The organism is Streptomyces sp. NPDC002870 (assembly GCF_042888505.1).
Lineage (GTDB): Bacteria > Actinomycetota > Actinomycetes > Streptomycetales > Streptomycetaceae > Streptomyces.
The window spans coordinates 35,257-55,245 of sequence record NZ_JBIAPW010000044.1 but is presented as its reverse complement, the minus strand read 5'-3'; the positions used below and the strand labels follow the sequence as shown (position 1 = coordinate 55,245).

18 protein-coding genes and 1 pseudogene are annotated in these 19,989 nt (G+C 69.6%); 12 read left to right on the top strand and 7 right to left on the bottom strand.

The features are described from left to right. Window positions 1–60: 60 nt before the first annotated feature. Window positions 61–1,899 (bottom strand): ATP-binding protein, encoded by a 1,839-nt coding sequence (locus ACFYWY_RS34525; RefSeq protein ID WP_389194268.1) that lies wholly within the window; start codon window positions 1,897–1,899, stop codon window positions 61–63. Then, window positions 1,886–2,611, bottom strand: coding sequence for a response regulator transcription factor (locus tag ACFYWY_RS34520; RefSeq protein WP_389194266.1), 726 nt, complete (start codon window positions 2,609–2,611; stop codon window positions 1,886–1,888). Before ACFYWY_RS34520 ends, ACFYWY_RS34525 begins: the two co-directional genes overlap by 14 nt. Window positions 2,612–2,847: 236 nt before the next feature. Between ACFYWY_RS34520 and ACFYWY_RS34515 the strand changes: the two genes are divergently transcribed. The 6 genes from ACFYWY_RS34515 (at window position 2,848) to ACFYWY_RS34490 (ending at window position 9,294) form a co-directional block, all read left to right on the top strand. Continuing rightward, window positions 2,848–3,324 (top strand): hypothetical protein, encoded by a 477-nt coding sequence (locus tag ACFYWY_RS34515; RefSeq protein ID WP_389194263.1) that lies wholly within the window; start codon window positions 2,848–2,850, stop codon window positions 3,322–3,324. Beyond that, on the top strand, window positions 3,311–4,621 hold the full coding sequence (locus ACFYWY_RS34510; protein WP_389194260.1) for a hypothetical protein: 1,311 nt from the start codon (window positions 3,311–3,313) through the stop codon (window positions 4,619–4,621). The genes ACFYWY_RS34515 and ACFYWY_RS34510 overlap by 14 nt, the downstream gene beginning before the upstream one ends. 44 nt (window positions 4,622–4,665) lie before the next feature. Then, window positions 4,666–5,319: an ABC transporter ATP-binding protein gene (locus tag ACFYWY_RS34505; protein WP_389194314.1), complete on the top strand. Its 654-nt coding sequence runs from the start codon at window positions 4,666–4,668 to the stop codon at window positions 5,317–5,319. Then, a complete protein-coding gene (locus tag ACFYWY_RS34500) occupies window positions 5,316–6,644 on the top strand; it encodes an ABC transporter permease (RefSeq protein ID WP_389194257.1) in 1,329 nt (442 codons plus the stop codon). Before ACFYWY_RS34505 ends, ACFYWY_RS34500 begins: the two co-directional genes overlap by 4 nt. A gap of 361 nt (window positions 6,645–7,005) precedes the next feature. Next, the gene (locus ACFYWY_RS34495; protein WP_389194254.1) at window positions 7,006–8,427 is read left to right on the top strand and encodes an FAD-dependent oxidoreductase; all 1,422 of its coding nucleotides are present in this window, start codon (window positions 7,006–7,008) and stop codon (window positions 8,425–8,427) included. Window positions 8,428–8,673: 246 nt separating this feature from the next. After that, window positions 8,674–9,294 (top strand): TetR/AcrR family transcriptional regulator, encoded by a 621-nt coding sequence (locus ACFYWY_RS34490; protein WP_389194252.1) that lies wholly within the window; start codon window positions 8,674–8,676, stop codon window positions 9,292–9,294. Between the two features lie 308 nt (window positions 9,295–9,602). On the opposite strand, the gene ACFYWY_RS34485 is transcribed toward ACFYWY_RS34490, so the two are convergent. The 3 genes from ACFYWY_RS34485 to ACFYWY_RS34475 are packed head-to-tail and all read right to left on the bottom strand — an operon-like array spanning window position 9,603 to window position 12,396. Further along, window positions 9,603–11,147: an FtsX-like permease family protein gene (locus ACFYWY_RS34485; RefSeq protein WP_389194249.1), complete on the bottom strand. Its 1,545-nt coding sequence runs from the start codon at window positions 11,145–11,147 to the stop codon at window positions 9,603–9,605. Further along, window positions 11,144–11,860 carry an ABC transporter ATP-binding protein gene (locus ACFYWY_RS34480; protein WP_389194246.1) on the bottom strand — a complete coding sequence of 239 codons (717 nt, stop codon included), beginning with the start codon at window positions 11,858–11,860 and terminating at the stop codon, window positions 11,144–11,146. Before ACFYWY_RS34480 ends, ACFYWY_RS34485 begins: the two co-directional genes overlap by 4 nt. Next, window positions 11,860–12,396, bottom strand: a complete 537-nt coding sequence (locus tag ACFYWY_RS34475) for a PadR family transcriptional regulator (protein WP_389194244.1) — start codon at window positions 12,394–12,396, stop codon at window positions 11,860–11,862. Before ACFYWY_RS34475 ends, ACFYWY_RS34480 begins: the two co-directional genes overlap by 1 nt. Window positions 12,397–12,835: 439 nt before the next feature. Here ACFYWY_RS34475 and ACFYWY_RS34470 point away from each other — a divergent pair. Both ACFYWY_RS34470 and ACFYWY_RS34465 read left to right on the top strand, forming a co-directional pair. After that, a pseudogene (locus ACFYWY_RS34470) lies at window positions 12,836–13,042 on the top strand (DUF6009 family protein); the annotation flags it as partial. Window positions 13,043–13,161: 119 nt separating this feature from the next. Further along, window positions 13,162–14,091 carry a hypothetical protein gene (locus ACFYWY_RS34465; protein WP_389194241.1) on the top strand — a complete coding sequence of 310 codons (930 nt, stop codon included), beginning with the start codon at window positions 13,162–13,164 and terminating at the stop codon, window positions 14,089–14,091. Between the two features lie 151 nt (window positions 14,092–14,242). On the opposite strand, the gene ACFYWY_RS34460 is transcribed toward ACFYWY_RS34465, so the two are convergent. Then, window positions 14,243–15,349: a trypsin-like serine peptidase gene (locus ACFYWY_RS34460; protein WP_389194238.1), complete on the bottom strand. Its 1,107-nt coding sequence runs from the start codon at window positions 15,347–15,349 to the stop codon at window positions 14,243–14,245. A 1,011-nt stretch (window positions 15,350–16,360) separates the two neighbouring features. Between ACFYWY_RS34460 and ACFYWY_RS34455 the strand changes: the two genes are divergently transcribed. Next, window positions 16,361–16,942 carry a sigma-70 family RNA polymerase sigma factor gene (locus ACFYWY_RS34455; RefSeq protein ID WP_389194235.1) on the top strand — a complete coding sequence of 194 codons (582 nt, stop codon included), beginning with the start codon at window positions 16,361–16,363 and terminating at the stop codon, window positions 16,940–16,942. A 124-nt stretch (window positions 16,943–17,066) separates the two neighbouring features. Here the strand turns inward: ACFYWY_RS34455 and ACFYWY_RS34450 are convergent, their stop codons facing one another. Next, a complete protein-coding gene (locus ACFYWY_RS34450) occupies window positions 17,067–17,348 on the bottom strand; it encodes a hypothetical protein (RefSeq protein WP_389194233.1) in 282 nt (93 codons plus the stop codon). 426 nt (window positions 17,349–17,774) lie between these two features. Between ACFYWY_RS34450 and ACFYWY_RS34445 the strand changes: the two genes are divergently transcribed. From ACFYWY_RS34445 to ACFYWY_RS34435, 3 genes are read left to right on the top strand one after another with little or no spacing between them, the layout of a single operon-like run. Continuing rightward, window positions 17,775–18,191, top strand: a complete 417-nt coding sequence (locus ACFYWY_RS34445; RefSeq protein WP_389194230.1) for a RidA family protein — start codon at window positions 17,775–17,777, stop codon at window positions 18,189–18,191. Next, window positions 18,181–18,870, top strand: coding sequence for a transcriptional regulator (locus ACFYWY_RS34440; protein WP_389194227.1), 690 nt, complete (start codon window positions 18,181–18,183; stop codon window positions 18,868–18,870). Before ACFYWY_RS34445 ends, ACFYWY_RS34440 begins: the two co-directional genes overlap by 11 nt. Beyond that, a complete protein-coding gene (locus ACFYWY_RS34435) occupies window positions 18,867–19,835 on the top strand; it encodes a pyridoxal-phosphate dependent enzyme (protein ID WP_389194224.1) in 969 nt (322 codons plus the stop codon). Before ACFYWY_RS34440 ends, ACFYWY_RS34435 begins: the two co-directional genes overlap by 4 nt. The last annotated feature ends 154 nt before the right edge of the window (window positions 19,836–19,989 follow it).

Here is a 19,989-nt window from a genome sequence, read left to right as displayed (position 1 = left end):
GCTGCCGTTAGAGCGTCCACGGTGGGCATTTCACGTAGTGAGGTCACGAGCCGACGGTGTTCAGTCGCGCGGATCTGAGCCCACGCGGGGCAGCCGCAGGGCGAAGACGGATCCGACCCCGGGCGTGCTGGCAACAGTGACCGTGCCGCCATGGGCGTGAGCGAGCTGGAGGACGATGGAAAGCCCCAGGCCGCTGCCCCCCGCGTGGCGACTGCGTGACTTCTCGGCACGCCAGAAACGCTCGAAGAGCCTGGGCAGGTCATCGGGGTCGATGCCAGAGCCGGTGTCGGCCACCTCGATGACGACTTCGTCACCGACAACGCGGGACTCGAGACCGATGCTTCCGCCGCGCGCTGTGTGGCGTACCGCGTTGGACACCAGGTTGCCGATGGCCTGACGCAACCGCACAGGGTCGGCAGTCAGGTGGATACCGTCCTCGCCGCTGACGGTCAGTCGGATCTCCGCGGTGTCCGCCGCGGCCCGGTGCGCGGCGGCAACGTGATGAAGAACGTCGCTGAGCCGTACGACTTCAGGATGGATTCTCAGTTTGTCGGCGTCGGCCGCCGCGAGGTCCTGGAGGTCGTCGATGATGTGCTGCAGCAGCAAGGCCTCTTCCAGCAGTGAGGAGACCAGAGCCGGGTTGGGCGTGGCAACGCCGTCCTGGGCGGCCTCGAGCCAGCTGCGGATGTTGGTGAGCGGGGTGCGCAGTTCGTGGGCGACGTCACTGACCATGACCTTGCGCTGCTCCTCCAGGCGCTCACGGCGCTCGGACATCTCATTGAACGCCTCCGTGAGGTATCCGATTTCGTCTCTCGTGATCACCGGCACGCGCCTGTGCGGCCCACTCTGGTTGCGTGCGGCGTCGGTCAGGGCGCGCAGAGGGCGTACGAGGCGCGAGGCAATCACCGCGGTCACGCCGACGGTGAGGACCAGTACCAGGCCGGTGACTCCGATGATGCGGTTGGTGTTCTCGGCCGAGAGGTCGAACTGAGGGGTGTCGGCGCCCCCGGGTGTGGAGAGGTACAGCAGAGCTGCTGGTGCGACATACGTGCGGAGCTGTGTGCGGCGACCCTCGGTGGTGCAGTCCTCGAGCACGTCGGCGTATTCGTCGGGGGGCAGTTTAGAGACCCAGGAGAAGTCCGGCCCGACCTGGACTGCCTGATGGGCAGGCACCGGCAGATCGGGTTTTCGCGCAGCCAGGCAGGAAGAGACCATGGTGTTGAGCCGCGCGAGGGGTTCGCGTTCGGTGGCAGTGGGTTCATCGAGCGGGAAAAAACACGGGTCAGGCGTTTCAAGCCTGGAAGGGTCGAACTTGACGATCGGACGACCGCTGGGGCTGTCGATTCGCTGAGCGTTGACCCTCTGATTACGCAGGCAGTCGACGCGTTTGTCCGCCAACTGGCGCAGCAGGGAGCGCTCGCCGCTGGGTAGCAGATAGGGGCCCGTGGCGCGAGGGTCGATACCGCTGTCGTCGGCCGGGGCGCCGCTGCCGGGCAGGAGTCCCGCGTCCGTGTGCAGCGGGTCGATGACCGCGGAGACCGTCAGGGGTGAAGGAGCGGCAGAAGCGGCGGAATCCGCTATCGGGCGGTGGCTTTTCGAGGTCAGGACGATGCGGCGCCCGGTCCGCTCCGCCAGGTCGCGCACGATCGGCCCCACCGCGTCCCAGTCGCGGTGGACGGCCGCATATTCCACCAGCTCGTTGTAGACACTCGCGTCGTCGGCCAGGACCTGGCCCCGTTCCTGCTGGATCGCCCGGGTGGTGGTCTGCACCGCCAGCCAGGCGGTGGCGCCGATGGAACACACGGCGACCAGCACCGAGGTGGCCATCAGCCGTGCCAGCAGGCTCTTGCGCAGCGGCGCCTTGCGCCGAGGGAGCCATGGCCTTTTACGGCGACGCATGGCCGCCGCTCTTCGCGTGCCCTGTCCGTCCGTCCGTCAGCTTGTATCCGACACCGAAGACGGTCACCAGGTGGACCGGCCGTCGCGGATCCGGCTCGATCTTCTTGCGGAGGTTTCCCATGTGCACATCGATGATGCGGCAGCTTATGTAGCGGTCGGAACCTCTGGTCAGTTCCAGGAGTTGCTCTCGCCTGAACACCCGGCCGGGCTGACCGGCCATCACGGCCAGCAGAGTGAACTCGCCCGGGGTGCACATAATCGGCTGCCCCGACATAAAAACTTCGTGGCGGACCGGGTCGACGGTCAGGGGGCCGGCGCGCAGAATGTGGAGGTCCGGGGCCGCGGGCCGGCGGGGCCGCCGCAGCAGGGTCCGGATCCGGGCCATCAGCTCGCGGGGACTGTACGGCTTGGTCATATAGTCGTCGGCGCCCAGATCGAGGCCGCGCAGGAGGTCCTCCTCGGTGGAGCGGGCAGTCAGCATCAGCACCGGAAGATCCGTCTCGTGCCGGAGAATGCGACAGACCTGCAGTCCGTCGAGGTGTGGCAGCATCACATCCAGGACCAGCAGATCCGGAGCCCTGCGCCGGACTTCGTCGATCGCGGCGTACCCGTCGTAGACCTCGGTGGCCGTGTGGCCGGCATGCTCCAGATACTGGCGGATCACCTCAGCCTGCTTCTTGTCGTCTTCGGCGATCAGGACGTGTGCGCACATGCAGTCGACCCTAGGCCGCGCTCAAACCAATCAGGCAGGATCCTGACACCGACCTGTCCAGATCTTCATAACGGCCGCTCATAGTGTCGGTCATGTCGAACCCTCCCTCCGGGCCGTGGACAGCCCGCCTGCCGCGCTCGCCCCTCGCCGCTCTCCCCGTCGGAATTGTCACTCTCGCGCTGGTCACTGGCTGTGGTGGATCAGATACAGGGGGCGGCGGCGGCCAGAAGTCCGAAGTGGCCTCGATCACCGAGCCGGAAAAGTCTGGTTCATCCGGGAAGAAGACAGCGGCTCCTGGCGCGGAGGGCGTTCAACTCCGTCTGGACAGTTCGGAGGAGGAAAAGCGACTCATCCACAATGCCTGGTCGACCTGCCTGAAGAAGAACGGTGTGCCCACCTACGCGAAGCAGGAAAATGGCCCCGACCCCGGCGGCGGCGAATGGATTTGGCCTGAGTTCAAGTCGCCCGCCATGCGAGGTGCCGCGGAGAAGTGCAAGTCCAAGAAGCCTCTTCAGCCGCCGGAGCTGGTCAAGGAGAAGAACCCGAACTACATGGACGACTTCCGCGAGTGGCTCCAGTGCATGGACAAGCGAGGAGTCAAAACCAACGCAATCGCGGATGGCAGTGGCTGGAATTACGTAGGCACTCAACCGCCCAACGCCTACGAGATTGAGGAAGAGTGCAAGGTGGAGGCGTTCAGTGACAAGAAGTAGGCAAGCCGCCTCTGAAGCCGGCGAAGGTCCCTCCACGAAGACCCGGCGGCGGTGGGTGTTCGCCCTTGCCGCCATCGCTGTTGCCGCGGCAGGTGTGGGCCTCGCCGGGTGGGCGGCGGATGGAAGCGGCGCCGACACCACCGTCAAGAAGACGACGAAGGTGCGAACCGTCGCCGTGGTCAGAACGGATCTGTCCAATGAGATGGAGCTGAGCGGCACCCTGGGCTACGGATCCACGCGCAGCGTGCAGGCATCCGCGAGTGGCAGAGTCACCTGGCTGCCGGCCCCGGGCGCCAAGGTCGAGCGGAACGAGCAGCTCTACCGTGTGGACGACCGGCCGGTACTCGTGTTCTACGGAAGCACGCCACTGTTCCGCCGACTGGACACCCGCGGCCTGGTCGGCCGCGACATCAAGGTGGTCGTCGACAATCTCCGGGCGCTCGGATACGACATCGGCTCCCAGCCAGCTGTGGGCAGCACGGTCCGGAGGGCTGCCGCACCCGCGTCCGAGCCGCCCGCCGCAAATGCGCCGACGGCTCCGGGAGCGCAGACCAGCGGTGCCCCTGACGGGAAGAACGACGAGGCCGGCGCGCCGACGCCGGACGCCCCCGAGAAAACACCGGCCGCCTCCGCCCCCGAGGAAACGAAGGTCAAAGAGGGGGACGGGGTACTCACCGCGGAACTCATGGACGCGGTCAAGCGCTGGCAGACAGCCGGGGGAGCGGCAGCGACCGGCGTGCTCGACGCGGGCGACATCGTGGTGACGCAGGGTGCCGTTCGCGTCAGCTCCGTCAAGGCCCAGATCGGGGCCGACGCCACCGCCGGCGAGCTGCTGACTCTCACCGCGACCACCAAGTCCGTATCGGTCCCGGTGGACGCCCTCGACATGGGCTCGATCAAACAGGGCGCCAAGGTGACGATCAAGCTTCCCGACGCCTCGACGGCCCCCGGCAAGGTATCGGTCATCTCCACAGTCGTTCAGAGTGAGGAGGCAGCCTCGGGGGGCGCCGCCGGGCCGGCCAAGGTCTCGGTGACTGTTTCGCTCGACAGGACGGGCGCCGGCAAGGTGGCGGACATCGATTCCGCCGCAGTCCAGGTGCAGTTCGCCGGACAGACCAAGAAGGGCGTACTGGCCGTTCCGGTCGGCGCCTTGCTGGCCCTGTCCGAGGGCGGCTACGCCGTACAGGTCGAGAACGGACCACTGCTGGCCGTCAAGGTGGGGATGTTCGCCAAGGGAATCGTCGAGGTCACCGGAACGGGCATCAAGGAAGGCATCAAGGTGGTGACGACCTCGTGAGTGTTCCCGCAGCTTCGCCGGTGCTGGCAGTACGCGACGCGAGCATGGCCTACCCCGGCGGAGTCAGAGCACTGGACGAGGTCTCGCTCACCATCGGCGAAGGGGAACTGGTCGCCATCGTCGGCCCCTCGGGGTCGGGAAAGTCAACACTGCTCAACATCATGGGCACGCTGGACCGCCCGACCCACGGCACTGTGGAGATCGGCGGCCAGGACGTCGCCGCGCTGTCCGACCGGAGGCTGTCAGCCCTGCGAGGCCGATGGCTCGGCTTCGTCTTCCAGCAGTTCCATCTCACCGACGGGCTCACCGCCGCGGAGAACGTGGCCACCGGGCTGCTCTACGCCGGAGTGAAACGCCGCCTGAGGCGTCCCCTGGCGGTCGAGGCACTGGGCCGGGTCGGCCTCGCGCACCGTGTCGGGCACCTGCCCCACCAGCTCTCCGGCGGAGAGCGGCAGCGAGTCGCCATCGCCCGCGCCCTCGTCAACGAACCGTCTCTGGTCCTGGCCGACGAGCCGACCGGAGCCCTGGACACCGCCAACGGCAGGGCGGTCCTGGAGCTGCTGACCAGACTGAACGAAGAGGGAACCACCATCGCGATCATCACCCATGACCGGGACATCGCCGCACAGTTGCCCCGCCGAGTAGAGATTCTGGACGGCCGGATTGTGGCCGACACGCTGACGCGGAGCCACGCATGACCGAAGCACCGATACAGTCCCCGACCCGCGAAGGCGGGGGAAAACGCCGTCGGCCACGTGGCGGGCCCGTCGGCCGCCCGGCCCACGGCGGGGCCGACGCGGCGAGCAACGGAGGCCGGCTCATCGCCGGTACCAAGCCCGTACGGCTGGCACCGGCCGATCTGCTGGGCCTCGGACTGCTCGGCATCCGCACCCGTAAGGTCAGGGCGGCACTGTCCGCCCTGGGCATCTCGATCGGCATCGCCACAATGATTGTGGTGACGGGGATTCCCGCCTCCAGCCAGAAGGCGCTGATGGAGGAGCTCGCGGCGCTGGGAACCAACGCGCTGCAGGCCGTGCCGACGCCGGGCGCCGATCCGCCGGTACTCCTCCCCGAGGAGTCGGTGGACATGGTCAGCCGCATCGCACCCGTCACCGTCACCAGTGCCGTTGCCAACACTCATGCCGCCGTCCACCGTTCCGACCGCGTCGGCTCCAGCGACTACAGCGGCCTGACCGTTCTGGCCACCAAGCGGAACCTTCTCGAAGCGGTCAACGGCTCGGTCAGATCGGGACAGTTCCTCAACGCCGGGACCGAAAAGCTCCCGACGGCTGTGCTCGGTTCCGCGGCCGCCTCCCGGCTCGGGTTCTCCGAGCTGAACCCTGATGATCCTGCCCCGCAGATCTACATCAACAAGCGCTGGTTCACCGTGATCGGGATCCTGGACCCGGTGACGCTGGCGGCCGACATCGACCGTTCGGTGATGGTCGGCTGGGAGGCGGCCGGCAACCAGCTCCGGTTCGACGGCCACCCCACGGTGATCTACGTCAAGGCCAGAGAAGACGCCATCGAGGACGTCCGGGCGGTACTGGCCGCCACCATCAATCCCCAGTTGCCCGGTGTCGTGCAGGTCAGCCGGCCCTCCGACGCCCTGGCCGCGAAACGGGCCACCGAGAACACCTTCTCGGCCCTGTTCCTGGGACTCGCGGGCGTCGCCCTGCTGGTGGGAGGCATCGGGGTGGCCAACACCATGTTCATATCCGTCCTCGAACGCCGCCGCGAGATAGGGCTGCGCCGAGCCCTGGGGGCCAACCGGGGCCAGATCAGAGGCCAGTTCCTCACCGAGTCCGTCGCCCTCTCCACGCTGGGTGGGGTGGCGGGGACCCTGCTGGGCATCCTGGCCGTCGTCGGCTATGCCGGCTACCAGGGCTGGCCCCCGGTGATTCCTTCGCAAGCGGTGGTCGGCGGATGCGCAGGTGCGGTCCTGGTGGGAATGGCAGCCGGCGTCTACCCGTCGATACGTGCCTCGCGGCTGACCCCGACCGAGGCACTGGCGGCGACCTGAGCCCGGGGCGCGCGGCCGACGGAGCCGACGACGGCCTGCGTCCTGCCTTCACGGGGCAGACCGGCGCCTGCCGCGGCGGGCACGGCCACTGCGATGCCGCTCAGATCCGGCAGCGAAGTGCTCACCGGCGGCCTGTACGTGAGGCTCTGAACCGGCCTTGCACTCGGGCACGGAGCGGCCCGCTGCCTCGGAGCGGCCGGGCGGGGAGGCGCAGGAGCAGACTCCGCTGGGCAGCAAGCACCCCGCAGTTCCCATGCCGCCGCCGTTCTCCGCCACGCCAACTGAGCAGGAAACCGGCCTGGAAGGTGAACAGTCGTCCGACGGAAGGTGAGGCATATTCCCTGACGCAAGGAGTGCCCGCATGGCCCACGTATTGATCATCGGAGCCGGTCCTGTCGGCCTGGCCGCCTCGATGCTGCTCGCCGCGGACGGCCATCGCGCCACCGTGCTGGACCGGGACCCCGCTGCCGCACGAACGGTGGAGGCGGCCATCGGCGGTGACTGGCGGCGGCCTGGCGTCAAGCAGTTCGCGCACACGCACGTCCTCATGCCGGGAGGATTCCGCCTCCTCGACAAGGAGCTGCCGGGTACCGTCGACCGCATCCGCGGGGCGGGCGGCAATACACACAACATGATCTCCGGTGCCTGGAACGTATCGGCTGTCGGCCCGCGACAGGCGGGGGACGAGCGCTTCGAGACCGTCACCGCCCGGCGCCCGGTCCTGGAGGCCGCGCTGTTCGCCACGGCAGCCGAGACGCCGGGAGTGCGCATCCTCGCCGGGACCAAGGTGGTGTCGCTGCTCGTCGGCGAGTCCCGCACATCCGGCCGCACGCATATTGCCGGAGTGGTGACCGAGTCCGGCGCGCGAATCGAGGCTGACCTGGTCGTTGACGCCTCCGGACGGCGGACCGAGGTGCCCGATCTTCTCGCGCAGGTGGGTGCCGAGCCCGAGGTGCTGCGCGAGGAAGCGGGATTCCGCTACTACACGCGCTACTTCCGGGCGGACGAGCGGGGGGTACCGGCCTCCCGGACCTGGCCGCTTTCCCACCACAACAGCATCTCCATCACCGGCGGCCCCGGGGACGGCGACACCTGGTCGACAACCCTGGTCACTTCCGACCGGGACCAGGAACTCCGCTCGCTGAGCCGCGCGGACGTGTGGGACCGCGTGCTTGCCCTGTACCCCCATGCCGCCCACTGGAACGAAGGCATCCCGCTGACCGATGTGCATGTGATGGGCGGCACCCACAACACTCAGCGTCGCCTGGTCGCCGACGGACAGCCGGTCGCCACGGGGGTCGTGGCGATCGGCGACGCGCGGCTGACCACCAACCCTCAGTTCGGTGCGGGCATGACGAACGGTCTGCGTCACGCGATACGGCTACGTGACGTGCTGCGCATGCTCGGCACGGACGACGCCGTCGAGTTCGCCCTGAGCGTCGACCGCGAGATCGATGCCGAGTGTGGGGACCATTGGCAGGACGACACTGCCTGGTGCCGGCACCGCGTCGCCGAGATCGACGCCGAGATGCGCGGCGAGCGCTATGAGACGGACGACCCGAACTGGGCGCTGCGTTCAATGGCGGAAGCCGTCCTCCTGGAGGACCCCGACATCCTGCGCGCCTACGCCGACGTCGGTAGCCTGCTCGCCTCCCCCGACGAGGCCCTGGTGAAGAGCGGCCTGGTGGAGCGGATTGTGGCACTCGGCGCCGATGCGCCCCGCTACAGCGAGCCGGGTCCGAACCGGGAGGAGCTTCTCGCCGCTGTGCGCGAGGGGGAGTGAGGCGGCGGTGCCCCATGGGCGGGGCGGGCGTTACGCATCGGCAGATGGCCGCGGCGAGCCCGCCCCGGAGACCGGAAGCGCTGCCCGTGCGGCCCGAACTCCGAGGCCGGCGGCGGCCGACACGCCTGTCCGGGAGTGCCCGGGCATGTGTCGGGCGGCGTTCACCGTGCAAGTGCGCTGCGGTACTTCGTTGATCATGGGGTGCCGTCGCGCACGTCGACGATCAGCACATCGAACAGGGACGTGATGTCAGCACTCCAGGGTTCCGGCGGCCCTCGTTCGCGCCTCAACGGCGAACGGGAGCGGACGATCTACGCCGGCGTGCTCGGCCTGGTGCGGGACGTCGGTTTCGAGGCGCTGACCATGGACATGGTCAGCGCTCGGTTGCGGACGAGCAAGGCGACCTTGTACCGCCGCTGGGCGAACAAGGCCGAACTCGTAGCTGCGGCCCTGTCACACGCCCAGCCGGTGTCCGTCGACACCATAGACAGCGGCACCTTGGCGGGCGATCTCGACGAGCTCGCGGTGCGGGCAGGCGGCTGCGCTGCCGAAGCGTCCAGTCTCTTCTCGGCGATGACGCATGCGATGCGCACCCACCCGGACCTGGAACAGGCCATGCGCCGCCACTTCATCGATGTGCAGCTCGACGCGGTGCGCACGCTCGTCGCACGGGCGGTGCGGCGGGGCGAGGTCGAGCAGGACTGTCCCGCTGTGCCGCACTTCGCCGAACTTGTCGTCGGCGCCCTGGTGTCGAGGCACTTCCTGACGGGGTGTGATTCCGATCCCGCCTATCTGCGGGACTACTTCCGCTCGGTGGTGCTGCCCAGCCTCGGGTGCCCGCAGCCGGGTTCGGACTGGACATCCTGACGTACCTCGGCGCCGTACGGAGTCCCGCGACTCCGGGGATCCAGCGGCTGGTGCAGGAATACCGCGGCACATGGTCAACCTGCCGACCGCGGCATCCGTAGGCATAGGTATCGGTGGCCGCGCGATATCGGACCGGGAGAGCAGTCTCGCTCCGCTCCGGTCACCTGCCCTGCCTGCCGCAGCAGGTGACCCGGAACCCAGTGCCGGGCCCCCGGCGCTGCGAAGTGCGCGGGACAGGCCCCGTCCCGGCGGACTCCCGGGGCCGGTACCCAGGTGCGCGGGGACGGGCCCGTCACGCGTCCGGACTCTCAGGCGGTGCGCAACTCGCCGGCACGCGTGCTCATCCGCAGGAAGAGCAGGGCGACCAGTGTGATGACCACGGTTGCGGTGATCGCCGTTCCGGCGAGCAGCAGCACCTGGTCCCACGGTGTGTGCACGGTGACGGGTACTTTCTCTGCGCTGACCTGCACACTGTGTGCCTGGGAGTACGCCGGGTCCAGGCAGGCGGAGGCGCTGTCGCCCGGCAGCGGTGAGCAGCGCCAGGTCTGCATGTCCATGGTGTCCTTCGCGTCGGGGACGGCGAAGCGGGGCAGCAGAACGCCCGCCAGTACCGCGAGGCCCACTGCCGGGGCGACCGGGGTCAGGGTCTGCCAGCCGATCGCGCGGGCCAGGATGCCGCGCGGCGTTCCCGTGGCGATCAGCGAGGCGAGCGCGCGCCGCTGGGCGAGGACCGTGTCGGCGAGCGCCACGAGGAGTCCGGCGGCGGCGATCACCAGGGCCACCAGCGAGGCGTAGCCCACGAGTTCGTATGCCCGCGAGTACAGGCCTGTGCCCGCAGGCTTGTACGGCTCACCGACCAGCGCGGCGAAGCGGCGGGTGTTCTCCTGCTGTGCCGAGACCGATGCCACCGTGAGCGCGGCGAGGCCGGCCGCCGCCGAGCCGATGACCAGGGCGACGAGCATGGCGGAGAACGTACGGCTGCCCGACCAGGGATCGGCCGTCATGCGCCGGCCGGCGAGGAGCCCGGCGGGCTTGCGGGCGTAGCGCTGGAGGAGACGGCCGATGGTGTGTGTGATCCAGCCTGTGCCGCTGACGACGCCGGTGCCGACGGCGAGGACGCCGATCAGGATCAGCCCTCCGGTGACGAGCATCGGCAGGTCGTTGTTCTGCGGGTGGCGGGTGAAGTAGGAGTGCACCGGTTCGACCAGTGCGCAGGCGCCGAGCCCGATCAGGATGAGCACGCCGGGCGTGATGCGGGGCCTGGCTCGCCGGGTCCTGCGGACCACGCCGAGGGGGGTGAGGGCCGCCCTGCGCAGGGTGAGCACCGTCAGTGCTGCGACGACCAGTGGCACGCCCAGGGCGACGCCGGCCATGGCGGCGGCGTTCGGCAGCACATCCGTGGGGAGTGGGCGACGGCCCTGCGCGTCGGGGGCGTCGAGCAGAGCGCGTCCGATGAGGAACACCGCGAAGCCCGACGTGACTCCGGGGACGGACGCGAGTCCCGTCTCCACCGCCACGATCCGGATGACCTGACGTGGCGTCGCCCCGGCCATTCGGATCGCGGCCAGCCGGTGCTCGCGCGCGGGCGCCCCGAGCCGGCTGCACTGCGCGACCAGTGTCAGTGCCGGAATGGTCAGCAGCACCATCGCGAGTGCGACTCCCGGACGTAGTCCGCTCCCGTTGAGTAGGTCGTTGGTGTAGCGCTCCGCCCGGGAGGGGGCTATCGCGGTCACTGTGGCGGCGCAGAGCAGCGACAGCGTGGCGAGCACCGAGCTGATCGCGGTCAGGACGATGCGCACGCGGTCCGAGCTACTGCCCGCCACCGACAGGCGCAGCGTGGTCAGCGGGCTCACCGGGAGGTCTCCGTCAGGCTGCTGGAGGGTGCGGCGACCGCGCCGTGTGGCGGGCCGTCGTCGCTGTCCAACATGCCGTCGCGCAGGCGGATTTCGCGATCCGCGTAGGCCGCGACCGTCGCGTCGTGGGTCACGAGCATCACGCTGGTGCCCTGGGTGCGGGCGGCGCGGACCATGTGGCCCATCACCAGCTCCCCGGCGAGGCTGTCCAGTGCGCCGGTGGGCTCGTCGGCGAAGAGCACCTTCGGGCCGGTCACCAAGGCGCGGGCGAGCGCCACCCGTTGCTGCTGGCCGCCGGACATCTCTCCGGGCAGCTGCTGCGCCAGCTCGGCCACGCCGAGCCGGTCGAGCCAGTCGGCCGCCTGCGCCGTCGCCTCCCGCCGGCCGGTTCCGCCGAGCAGCAGAGGCAGCGCGACGTTCTCCACCGCCGGAAGTTCCGCCACGAGCTGGCCGAACTGGAACAGCACGCCGAAGTCTGTGCGCCGCAGCAGGGAGCGCCGGGCTTCGCTCATGTCGTCGATGCGGGCGCCGCGGTAGTGGACCTCTCCGCCGTCCGGGCGCAGGATGCCGGACATGACGTGCAGCAGCGTCGACTTGCCGCAGCCGCTGGGCCCGGTAACGGCGACGATCTCTCCGTCCTGCAGCGCGAGCGAAAGGCCGCGCAGTGCCGGACTTGGTCCGTACGACTTCGTCACGGCACGGGTTTCGATCATTATCGGTGCACCTCCAGGCGCAGGTCGGCGACGCGTTCCGTTGCGGTCTGCATCCACCGCAGGTCGGCGTCGAGGTGGGCGATCGCCAGGTCGGCGGCGAGTACTTCGGCGACGGCCGTGCCCGGGGCGGTCTTCACCGCCGTGAGCTCGCGCATCCGCGCAAGGTGGGCGGCCCGCTGTTCGGACAGTTGTCGGCGGGCACTCGCCTCGTCGGCGACGAGCAGGGCGATCACCGTCTTGGCGAGCAGGGTGCTCGACAGATGCGGAGCCGGCGGCTCGGGCGTACCCAGCCAGTCCATGAGCGACCGGCGGCCGTCATCGGTGACCTCGTACGCCGTGCGATCGGGTCCGCCGGCCCTCTCATGACCCGCTTCGCTGGCCAGGCCGTCGCGCACGAGGCGGTTGAGCGTCGCGTACACCTGCCCGAAAGCCAGTGGCCGGGCGCTGGGCAGGTGCGTGTCGTGCGCTCGCTTCAGCTCGTACCCGTGCAGAGGGTGCGGCGTCAGCAGGCCGAGAAGGATGAGGGACGTGGACACCTGTGCCACTATTAACTAAGCGAATAGTCGGGGTCAAGTCGGAGCGCGGGTGCCGCCGCGGGGGCACCTCGGGCAGTTGCAGCCGCTCGCGCACACGGTCCGCACCCCGTGAACCGCGGCCGGGACTGGCTCGTAGACCGGTGTCGGAGGGACGGTCGCTTCGGTCGCTTCGGCGGGCAGGTCCGGCTCCGGGAGGCTCCATAGCCGCACCGGGCTGTCTGCAGGGCAGTCGGCGCGGCGTCGGCGTGCACGGATCGGCCCCTGTCTCCACGACGGGTCGCTTCAGTTGCGGAAGGGGGGACTCATGCCGTTCCGACCCGCCTGCGCGGCCGGCGCCGTATCGCGCGTACGCCGTCCGGGCACTGTCCGCCGTCCGTCGGTACGTGCCCTGGTGCACGGGGGTGCACCACGGCCGGCCGGTCGTGCGTTCCGGCAGGAGCGATCGTCCCGTACGTCCGGCACGTTCCTGCGCCGTGTCTTCTGGTTGCTCCCTCATGATCGCGACTCCATGCCCGAAGGCCTTTACCACTGCGGTGCGCCGTCGGAGGCCGTCGATCCGCGCACGCTCCCCCCCGGCATCAAGGGCTGCAAGACACAGCGCTCCGAAGGCGGCCCGCTCGCATCCTGCAGGCCGGTGTCCCGTTGAGCGCGCCGGGCGATCGTGTGTCTCCCCCACGGTGCGGCAGGCGCAGAACCTTGAACCGGACCGCCGCTGCGCGCGTTGGCAGGGATGACAAAGTCTTCTTGAACCAATGTGGGGAAGTCATGCTCCGTAGTCGTGCCGCAACTCTCGTCGCCTCTTTGGTGATCGGCTCTCTCGCGCTGACCGCATGCGGCGGCCAGGACAAGAATTCCTCGGGCGCGAAGCCCTCCGGATCCGACGTCAGCATCAGTTCGGGTACTCCGGAGGCGAAAGAGAAAAAGGGCACCGGAGACTGGGCGATAAGCGCCAAGCGGTCCGACACGACCCGCACATCATGGATCTCGCTCAAGAAGTCCCCCCAGGGGAATGTCGTCAATGGTTCAGGGCTGTCCCTCTACCTCTTCAAGAACGACACCAGAGGTGACGGGCAAAAGCTCCCCAAGGCCACCTGCAACGACGCCTGCGCCGATAAGTGGCCGCCCGTGCTGGTGAACTCCGGGGGCAAGCAGACCCGGGTCTACCTCTCCGGCATCCAGTCGAGCGCCGGCGTGGGCACCGTCGAACGTGCCGACGGCACCGTCCAGCTCACCCTGGGAGGCTGGCCGCTGTACCGCTTCAGCGGGGACGCGCGCAAGGGCGACGTCAACGGTCAGGGCGTGGGCGGCACCTGGTTCGTCATCGGGGCGGACGGCAAGGAGATCCGGTCCCTCGGCGGGAACAACGGCGGCGGCACGGGCGGCGGGAACACCGGTGGCACCGGCGGCACCGGCGGTGCCACCGGCGGGAAGGGCGCCATAACGTTGCTCGGCAAGCCGAACGACACGTCCGAGGAAAACCCGGCGCGGCGTATCTCCGGCGCCGGCTGCGTGAACGTCTCCCCGCAGAACGTCGCATCCGGCATCCGCGACATCTCGTCGGCCACTGTGGGCTCACCGGTGAAGATCTGGTCGGAGCGCGACTGCAAGGGTCGCTCGGCCCAGGTCACCTCCGACATCCTGGACCTCGGCACCATCGACTTCGACAACGACATCTCGTCGGTCTTCCTGGGCTGACGCGACTGTCCGGCAGGGCAGGACACGCCCCCTCGGGAGGCGTCTCCTGCCCTGCCCCGTCCCGGTGTCCACGGCCGCCGGGACCTGAGGCCGACCGCCGGCCCGGACCCGGGGCGCGCGCCGTGCAGCGACCGCCCGGCGCGCGCCTCCTTCATGGGGTGAACCGCTTGCTGACCCGCTCGAACACGGCCTTGGCGGTGTCCCCGAGGTAGGGGCCCGCCAGCCACACCGCCGGGTCCGGGCCGATGGACGTGTTCGACACCAGAGCGGTCCTTCCGTCCGAGCCGATCGTGAACCACCCGCCGCCGGAGGATCCGCCGGTCATGGTGCAGCCGACCCGGTACATCGTCGGCTCGTTCTCCTTCAGCGACAGACGGCCCGGTTCCCCCGTGCAGGAGTGCATCGTGGAGCCGTCGAACGGGGGCGCCGCCGGGTACCCCCAGGCGCCGAAAAGCGATACGTCCTGCACCGCGGGGCCGTTGAACGCGACCGGCAGCGCCGCGCCCACGGCCTCCTCCAGCGACGCGGCAGCGGAGCCGGGAGCGGGCGCGACATGCAGGACGGCGAAGTCGAAGGCTGCTCCGTTCCCGCCCTGGGCCGTACCCTGGGCGATCCACTGGTCCGAGGTGGCCGCCCAGTCGGCCCACCATGTGCCGAACGGTGCCATCTGCCGGCCGGAGGCGGTCGCGAGCCGGTCTGCGGGCAGGGCCTGGTCGTTGAAGGACGGCACGAAGACGATATTGCGGAACCAGCCGCCCTCGCGCCCGGCGTGGACGCAGTGGCCCGCCGTCCACACGAGGTTGGAGCGGCCCGGACGCGCCGGGTCCCGCACCACGGTCCCGGAGCAGGTCTGTGGCCCCTCCGGGCTGTCGAAGAAGACCTTGCCCACGGGCGCGGCGTTGCGGTGGTACGGCGCGGGCAACGGCTCGGCCTCAACCGGGGCCGGCTCGGGATCGGTCACCCCCTGCACCCCGGCGATGTCCCCGGTGACTTCCTTGCCGGGATCACCCGCCTCCCGCATGCGCTCGGGCTTCCACAGCCCCTCGATGACCGGGTTGCTGAAATCCGCTGCCGCGCGGGCCCATTCGTCCCCGCCCCACTTGGCCCGGCCGTCCTTCCCCGCCCCTGAGGTGCCTGTCGCGTCCGCCCCGCAGGCGGGGAGCAGGACGGCGAGGGCGAGAAGGCCGCCTGCCGTGCCGAGGCGGGAACGTTTCCCACCTGCGCGGCCGAAAGAGCGGAGCGTAAAGAACGGCTTCACTGTGGAACTCCCCTTGGTGCGTTGCCCGTCGTCCTGGGCCGGCTTTCCCGCCGACGCCCCCAAGACGCCCGCGGGAAAGCCGGCCGCGACATGTCGTGGTACCTACGTCGGTGCGCATGCCCCGGTTCACTTCATGACCGGCGTGGACCTCCGTACGGCGCCCCGAATTTGGCAGGCCTGCCGCTCGCTCCGGAAGCACCGGAAGGTTCGCGGACCGGGAGAACAGTGCCTCCGCCGTGAACCGGTACGGGGGCGGCTGGGCAGGAATTGATGCCATCGATTCGCACGGTGCGCACACCGCAAGGATCCGCAACTGATGGAATGCCGGTCCGCTTTTGCACGAAGCGGCCAGGTCGACGCGAGCCGGCCAAGAGTGCCTCTTCCCCGCCGTCGCAGGGAATCCGCTTGTGTGGTGAACCGGAAGCGTTTACCACCCGTCCCGGAAGATGTTGCCGCATTTCCGCAACAGACCCCCGTGCCCTGCGCGCACGCAATCTCCTGATCCGGAGCGAGCCTTGACGCAGCAGAACAGCGCTCACGCCTCCACCGTGGAGACCGAGTTGGGATACGCGCAGCTGCTCCATACGCCGACTTAGACCGCGGCGAACGCGCCCGCCGGCGCCTGCCCGGGCCGCCCGTCCGCAGGGGCGATCCCATAACCGACTCTGGTGCAGAGGCCCTTGAAGCCGTCGTCCGTGAGGGCCGTCCATGCGGCGGCAACCGAGCCGTGGAACGCGGAGCGGACCCCGGGGATCCGTGTGTGGCAACCGCCGTCTCCCGACGCCCCGGCCGGGGCGGGCGCTGCACATGCCGAGGATCCACGATGGCTGCTCGCCGGGTCGGGCGCCCACTGATCTCCGTTGCCCAGGACGGGCGGTGGGGCGACGCCAGTGCCGGCGGCAAGAATTCGGCAAGGAACGTTTAAGTCTGTACGACCAGTGTGTAGCCGCCCACGTGTCTTACCCGGGGCGCCCCACAACGAACCTGATCGATGGATGAGGACGCCACAAGATGAGGCGGACCATGGACGCCGTGCCCGGCACGAGCACTGTCGGTATGACGAAGCACTCCGACGAAGCCCTGAGCGATAGATGTGAGGAGTTCATCCGAGAGCTGTACGCCGAGCACGGAACACTGTTGCTGCGCTACGCGGCGCGCCTTCTGGGAGGCGATTGGCACCGTGCCGAGGACATCCTCCAGGAGGCCGCGGCCCGCGCCTGGAAGCACGCGTCCGCACTGGAGATGAACGTGAGCGAGGCACGGCCGTGGCTGTACACGGTCGTGAAGAACCTGGTCATCGACCAGCATCGCGCGCGAAAGGTCCGCCCCGCGGAGACCATGTCGCTCGAACTCCTGGACATCTCCGTGGCGGACGGGACGGAACGCCTGCTCACGTCCCAGGTCGTCATCGAGGCCCTGGGTGAACTGACCGATCAGCACCGCGAGATCATCAAACTCATGTACTACCTGGAGTGCAGCGTGGCCCAGGTTTCGGCACACCTCGGCATTCCGCCCGGCACGGTCAAGTCCCGTTCCTACTACGCGCTGCGGGCCCTGCGGAAGGGGCTGGAAGATCGGGGTGTCACCGGCTGACCTGCCTTCGGTCGCAGGGCATTCCGGCGCGGACCGACCGGCACCCGCCTGCCTGGCGCCCCGCCTTGTGCGCCGGCCGCTGCGCGCCGGGCGTCCAGGCCATGCGGCCGGGGCGGTACCAGGTTCAGCCCCTTCCCTCGCAGTCGCGCTGCGCGTGCAGCCCTCTGACGACCCAATGGACCAGGGCTGCCACTGCCAGCGCGCCGGTGAGGGAGAAGATCTGCGTGGCCCAGGGGGCAAGTGACGCGTCGGTCCGCTCGACGGTGAGGCGGACGACGGGATACGCGGCTGCCGTCGCGAGGGCAGTGAACCGCAGGGTCGTTGTCGGCCGGCCGCTGCCCACCGCCACCCCCACCAGCGCGAGATGGAGCATCGCGATCACCGCGGCGTGACAGAGGAACGCCATGCAAGCTCCGACTTCTCGGTCACCGCGGCCCGAGCCGCACTCCACGGGTCCGCGTCGTCTCCGCGCGGGCCGCTCCGGCGGGGCCGCGCGGCCGCCTGTCGCCGGTGCAGAGCGGACCCCTCTGGCGGCGCGTCAGGAGTGGGGGCGGCATCGGTGCACGCCCGGATGGGCACCGGCTCCGGTGCCTCGGGGGTAGGCGACCGGAGCCGGAAAACCGGCGAGGGGGCGGCCCCTCCCCGGCTTATGTTGCTACGCACCAAGACGCTGCCCGGTTCATTCGGCACCGTGGCCCGGTCCGCCGGCCGCAGACACAGGCCGGCGGAGTGCTAGATTATGGAATCTGAGTCCAGATGCTGGAATCACAGTCCAGAGCAGAGCGTGGGTGCCGTCGTCGCGAGCGGCACGCGGCACCCTTGGGGAGGACAGATGTCCAACGTGCGGCCCGGTGGAGACCATGTGGCACCGGAGCGGGTGGACGAGCACCCCTATTCGGTGGCTTTTCGCAGCGGTGACCTGGTGGCCGTGTCCGGGCGCCTGGGGGTGAGCGAGCCCGGAGTGCTGGTTCCGGGCGGGTTCGAGGCCGAGTGTGCGCAGGCGTTCGCCAACCTCGACGAGGCCCTGCGGTCCGCGGGCGCGGCCCGGGGCGACGTGGTCAAGGTAGTGGCCTATCTGACCGACATCGCCGACCGCCCGCGGCTCAACGCCGCGTACCAGAGGTTCTTTTCCGGTCCCCGCCCCGCCCGCAGCTGCGTGGGGGTGGCGGAGCTGCCCTACGGCGGCTGTGTCGAGATCGAGGCACTCGCCCGCGTGGGAACGGCATCAGGAGTGCCCTGTGCCCGCTGAGGAGCAGGACGCGATCCTTGCCGCTCTCACGCCCGTCGTGGACGGTATCGCCGCGACGCTTGGCTCTTTCTCTGAGGTGGTCGTCCACGACTTCCGCCGACCGGAGAGTTCCGTCGTCGCCATCGCCGGTTCGGTGACCGGGCGCACGGTGGGCGGGTCGATGAGCGAGATCGGCATGGGTCTTCTCGCCAGGGGCGACGAGGCAGCCGACGAGCTGAACTACATCACCCGCACCCGGTCCGGGAAGCTGGTCAAGTCGTCCACCATGGTCCTGCGCGACTCTGCGGGCACGGTCTTCGGAGCGCTGTGCATCAACCTCGACATCACCGCCGTGAACCAGGCGCACGCGCTGGTCGGCGAACTCGCCGGCGTGGCCGGTAGTGCCGCGGTTCCGACGACCACCTTCGCCGACGACATCGACTCCGTGGTCGACGCGATCGTGGACGCCCACCAGCTGAGGCAGAACAAGGCGTGGCCCGAACTCAGCCGCGCCGAACGCCTGGAGCTGTTCCGCAGTCTCGACAACCGCGGAGTATTCGCCGTACGCGGCGCCGCCCAGCAGGTGGCGGACCGGCTCGGCATCTCCCGGGCCTCCGCCTACAGCTACCTCGCCAGGACCAGGTCAGGGCCGCTTGCGCCCGGCCCGGACGGCACAGACCAGGATGGAGCACACGCATGAGCGACACCCCGCAGGTCACTCTGGACGACGTCCGCGACGCCGCCGCCCGGATCGAGGGAGTCGCGCACCGCACTCCCGTGCTGCGCTCGCGCACACTGGACGACTTGGTCGGTGCGGAGGTCCTCGTCAAGTGCGAGAACCTCCAGCGCATCGGCGCCTTCAAGTTCCGCGGTGCGTACAACGCCGCATCGCGCCTGTCCCCGGAGCAGTTGGCCAGAGGCATCGCCGCCTATTCCTCGGGCAACCACTCCCAGGCCGTCGCGCTGGCAGCCCGGCAGCTGGGCACCACCGCGGTCATCCTCATGCCGGAGGACACACCGCGCTCCAAGGTGGAGGCCACACTCGGCTACGGCGCAGAAGTAGTCACCTACGACCGTTACACCGGCGACCGGGTCGCCATAGGGGAGGCGTTGGCCGCCGACCGGGGCCTGGCGCTCATCCCCCCGTACGAGCACCCGCACGTGATCGCCGGGCAGGGCACCGCCGCCCTGGAGCTGATCGAGGAGGCCGGCGACCTCGACGCCCTGGTGGTGCCGGTCGGCGGCGGCGGCCTGATCGCCGGCAGCGCCACCGCCGCCAAAGGCCTGCTGCCCGGGATCCGGGTGATCGGGGTCGAGCCGGAGGGCGGGGACGACACGAAGCGGTCGCTGGAGGCGGGCCGACGGATCTCCGTGCCTGTGCCCAGCACCATCGCCGACGGTCAGGCGGCCGACATCCCGGGCGAGCTCACCTTCTCCATCAACCGGCGGCTGGTGGACGAGATCGCCGTCGTCACCGACGACGAGATCCGTGACGCCATGCGCCTGGCCTTCGAACGTATGAAGACCGTCGTCGAGCCCAGCGGCGCCACCCCGCTGGCGGCTCTTCTGTCCGGCCGGATCAGCCCCGTGCCGGCGCGGATCGGCGTCATCGTCTCGGGCGGCAACATCAGTGCCGAGCGCTTCGCGCAGATCCTCGGCAGTTGATGCCCCTCCCCGCTGTGGGCGGGCATGCCCAACCGCCTGCCTGCCCCGGCACGCCGCCGCGGCGTCGAGGCCGGCTTCGGGAAGCCGATGGGTCGGCAGACCTCAGCGCGTGCGGGCCATGTGACGACGGATCCACCGTTGGACGGATTACCTC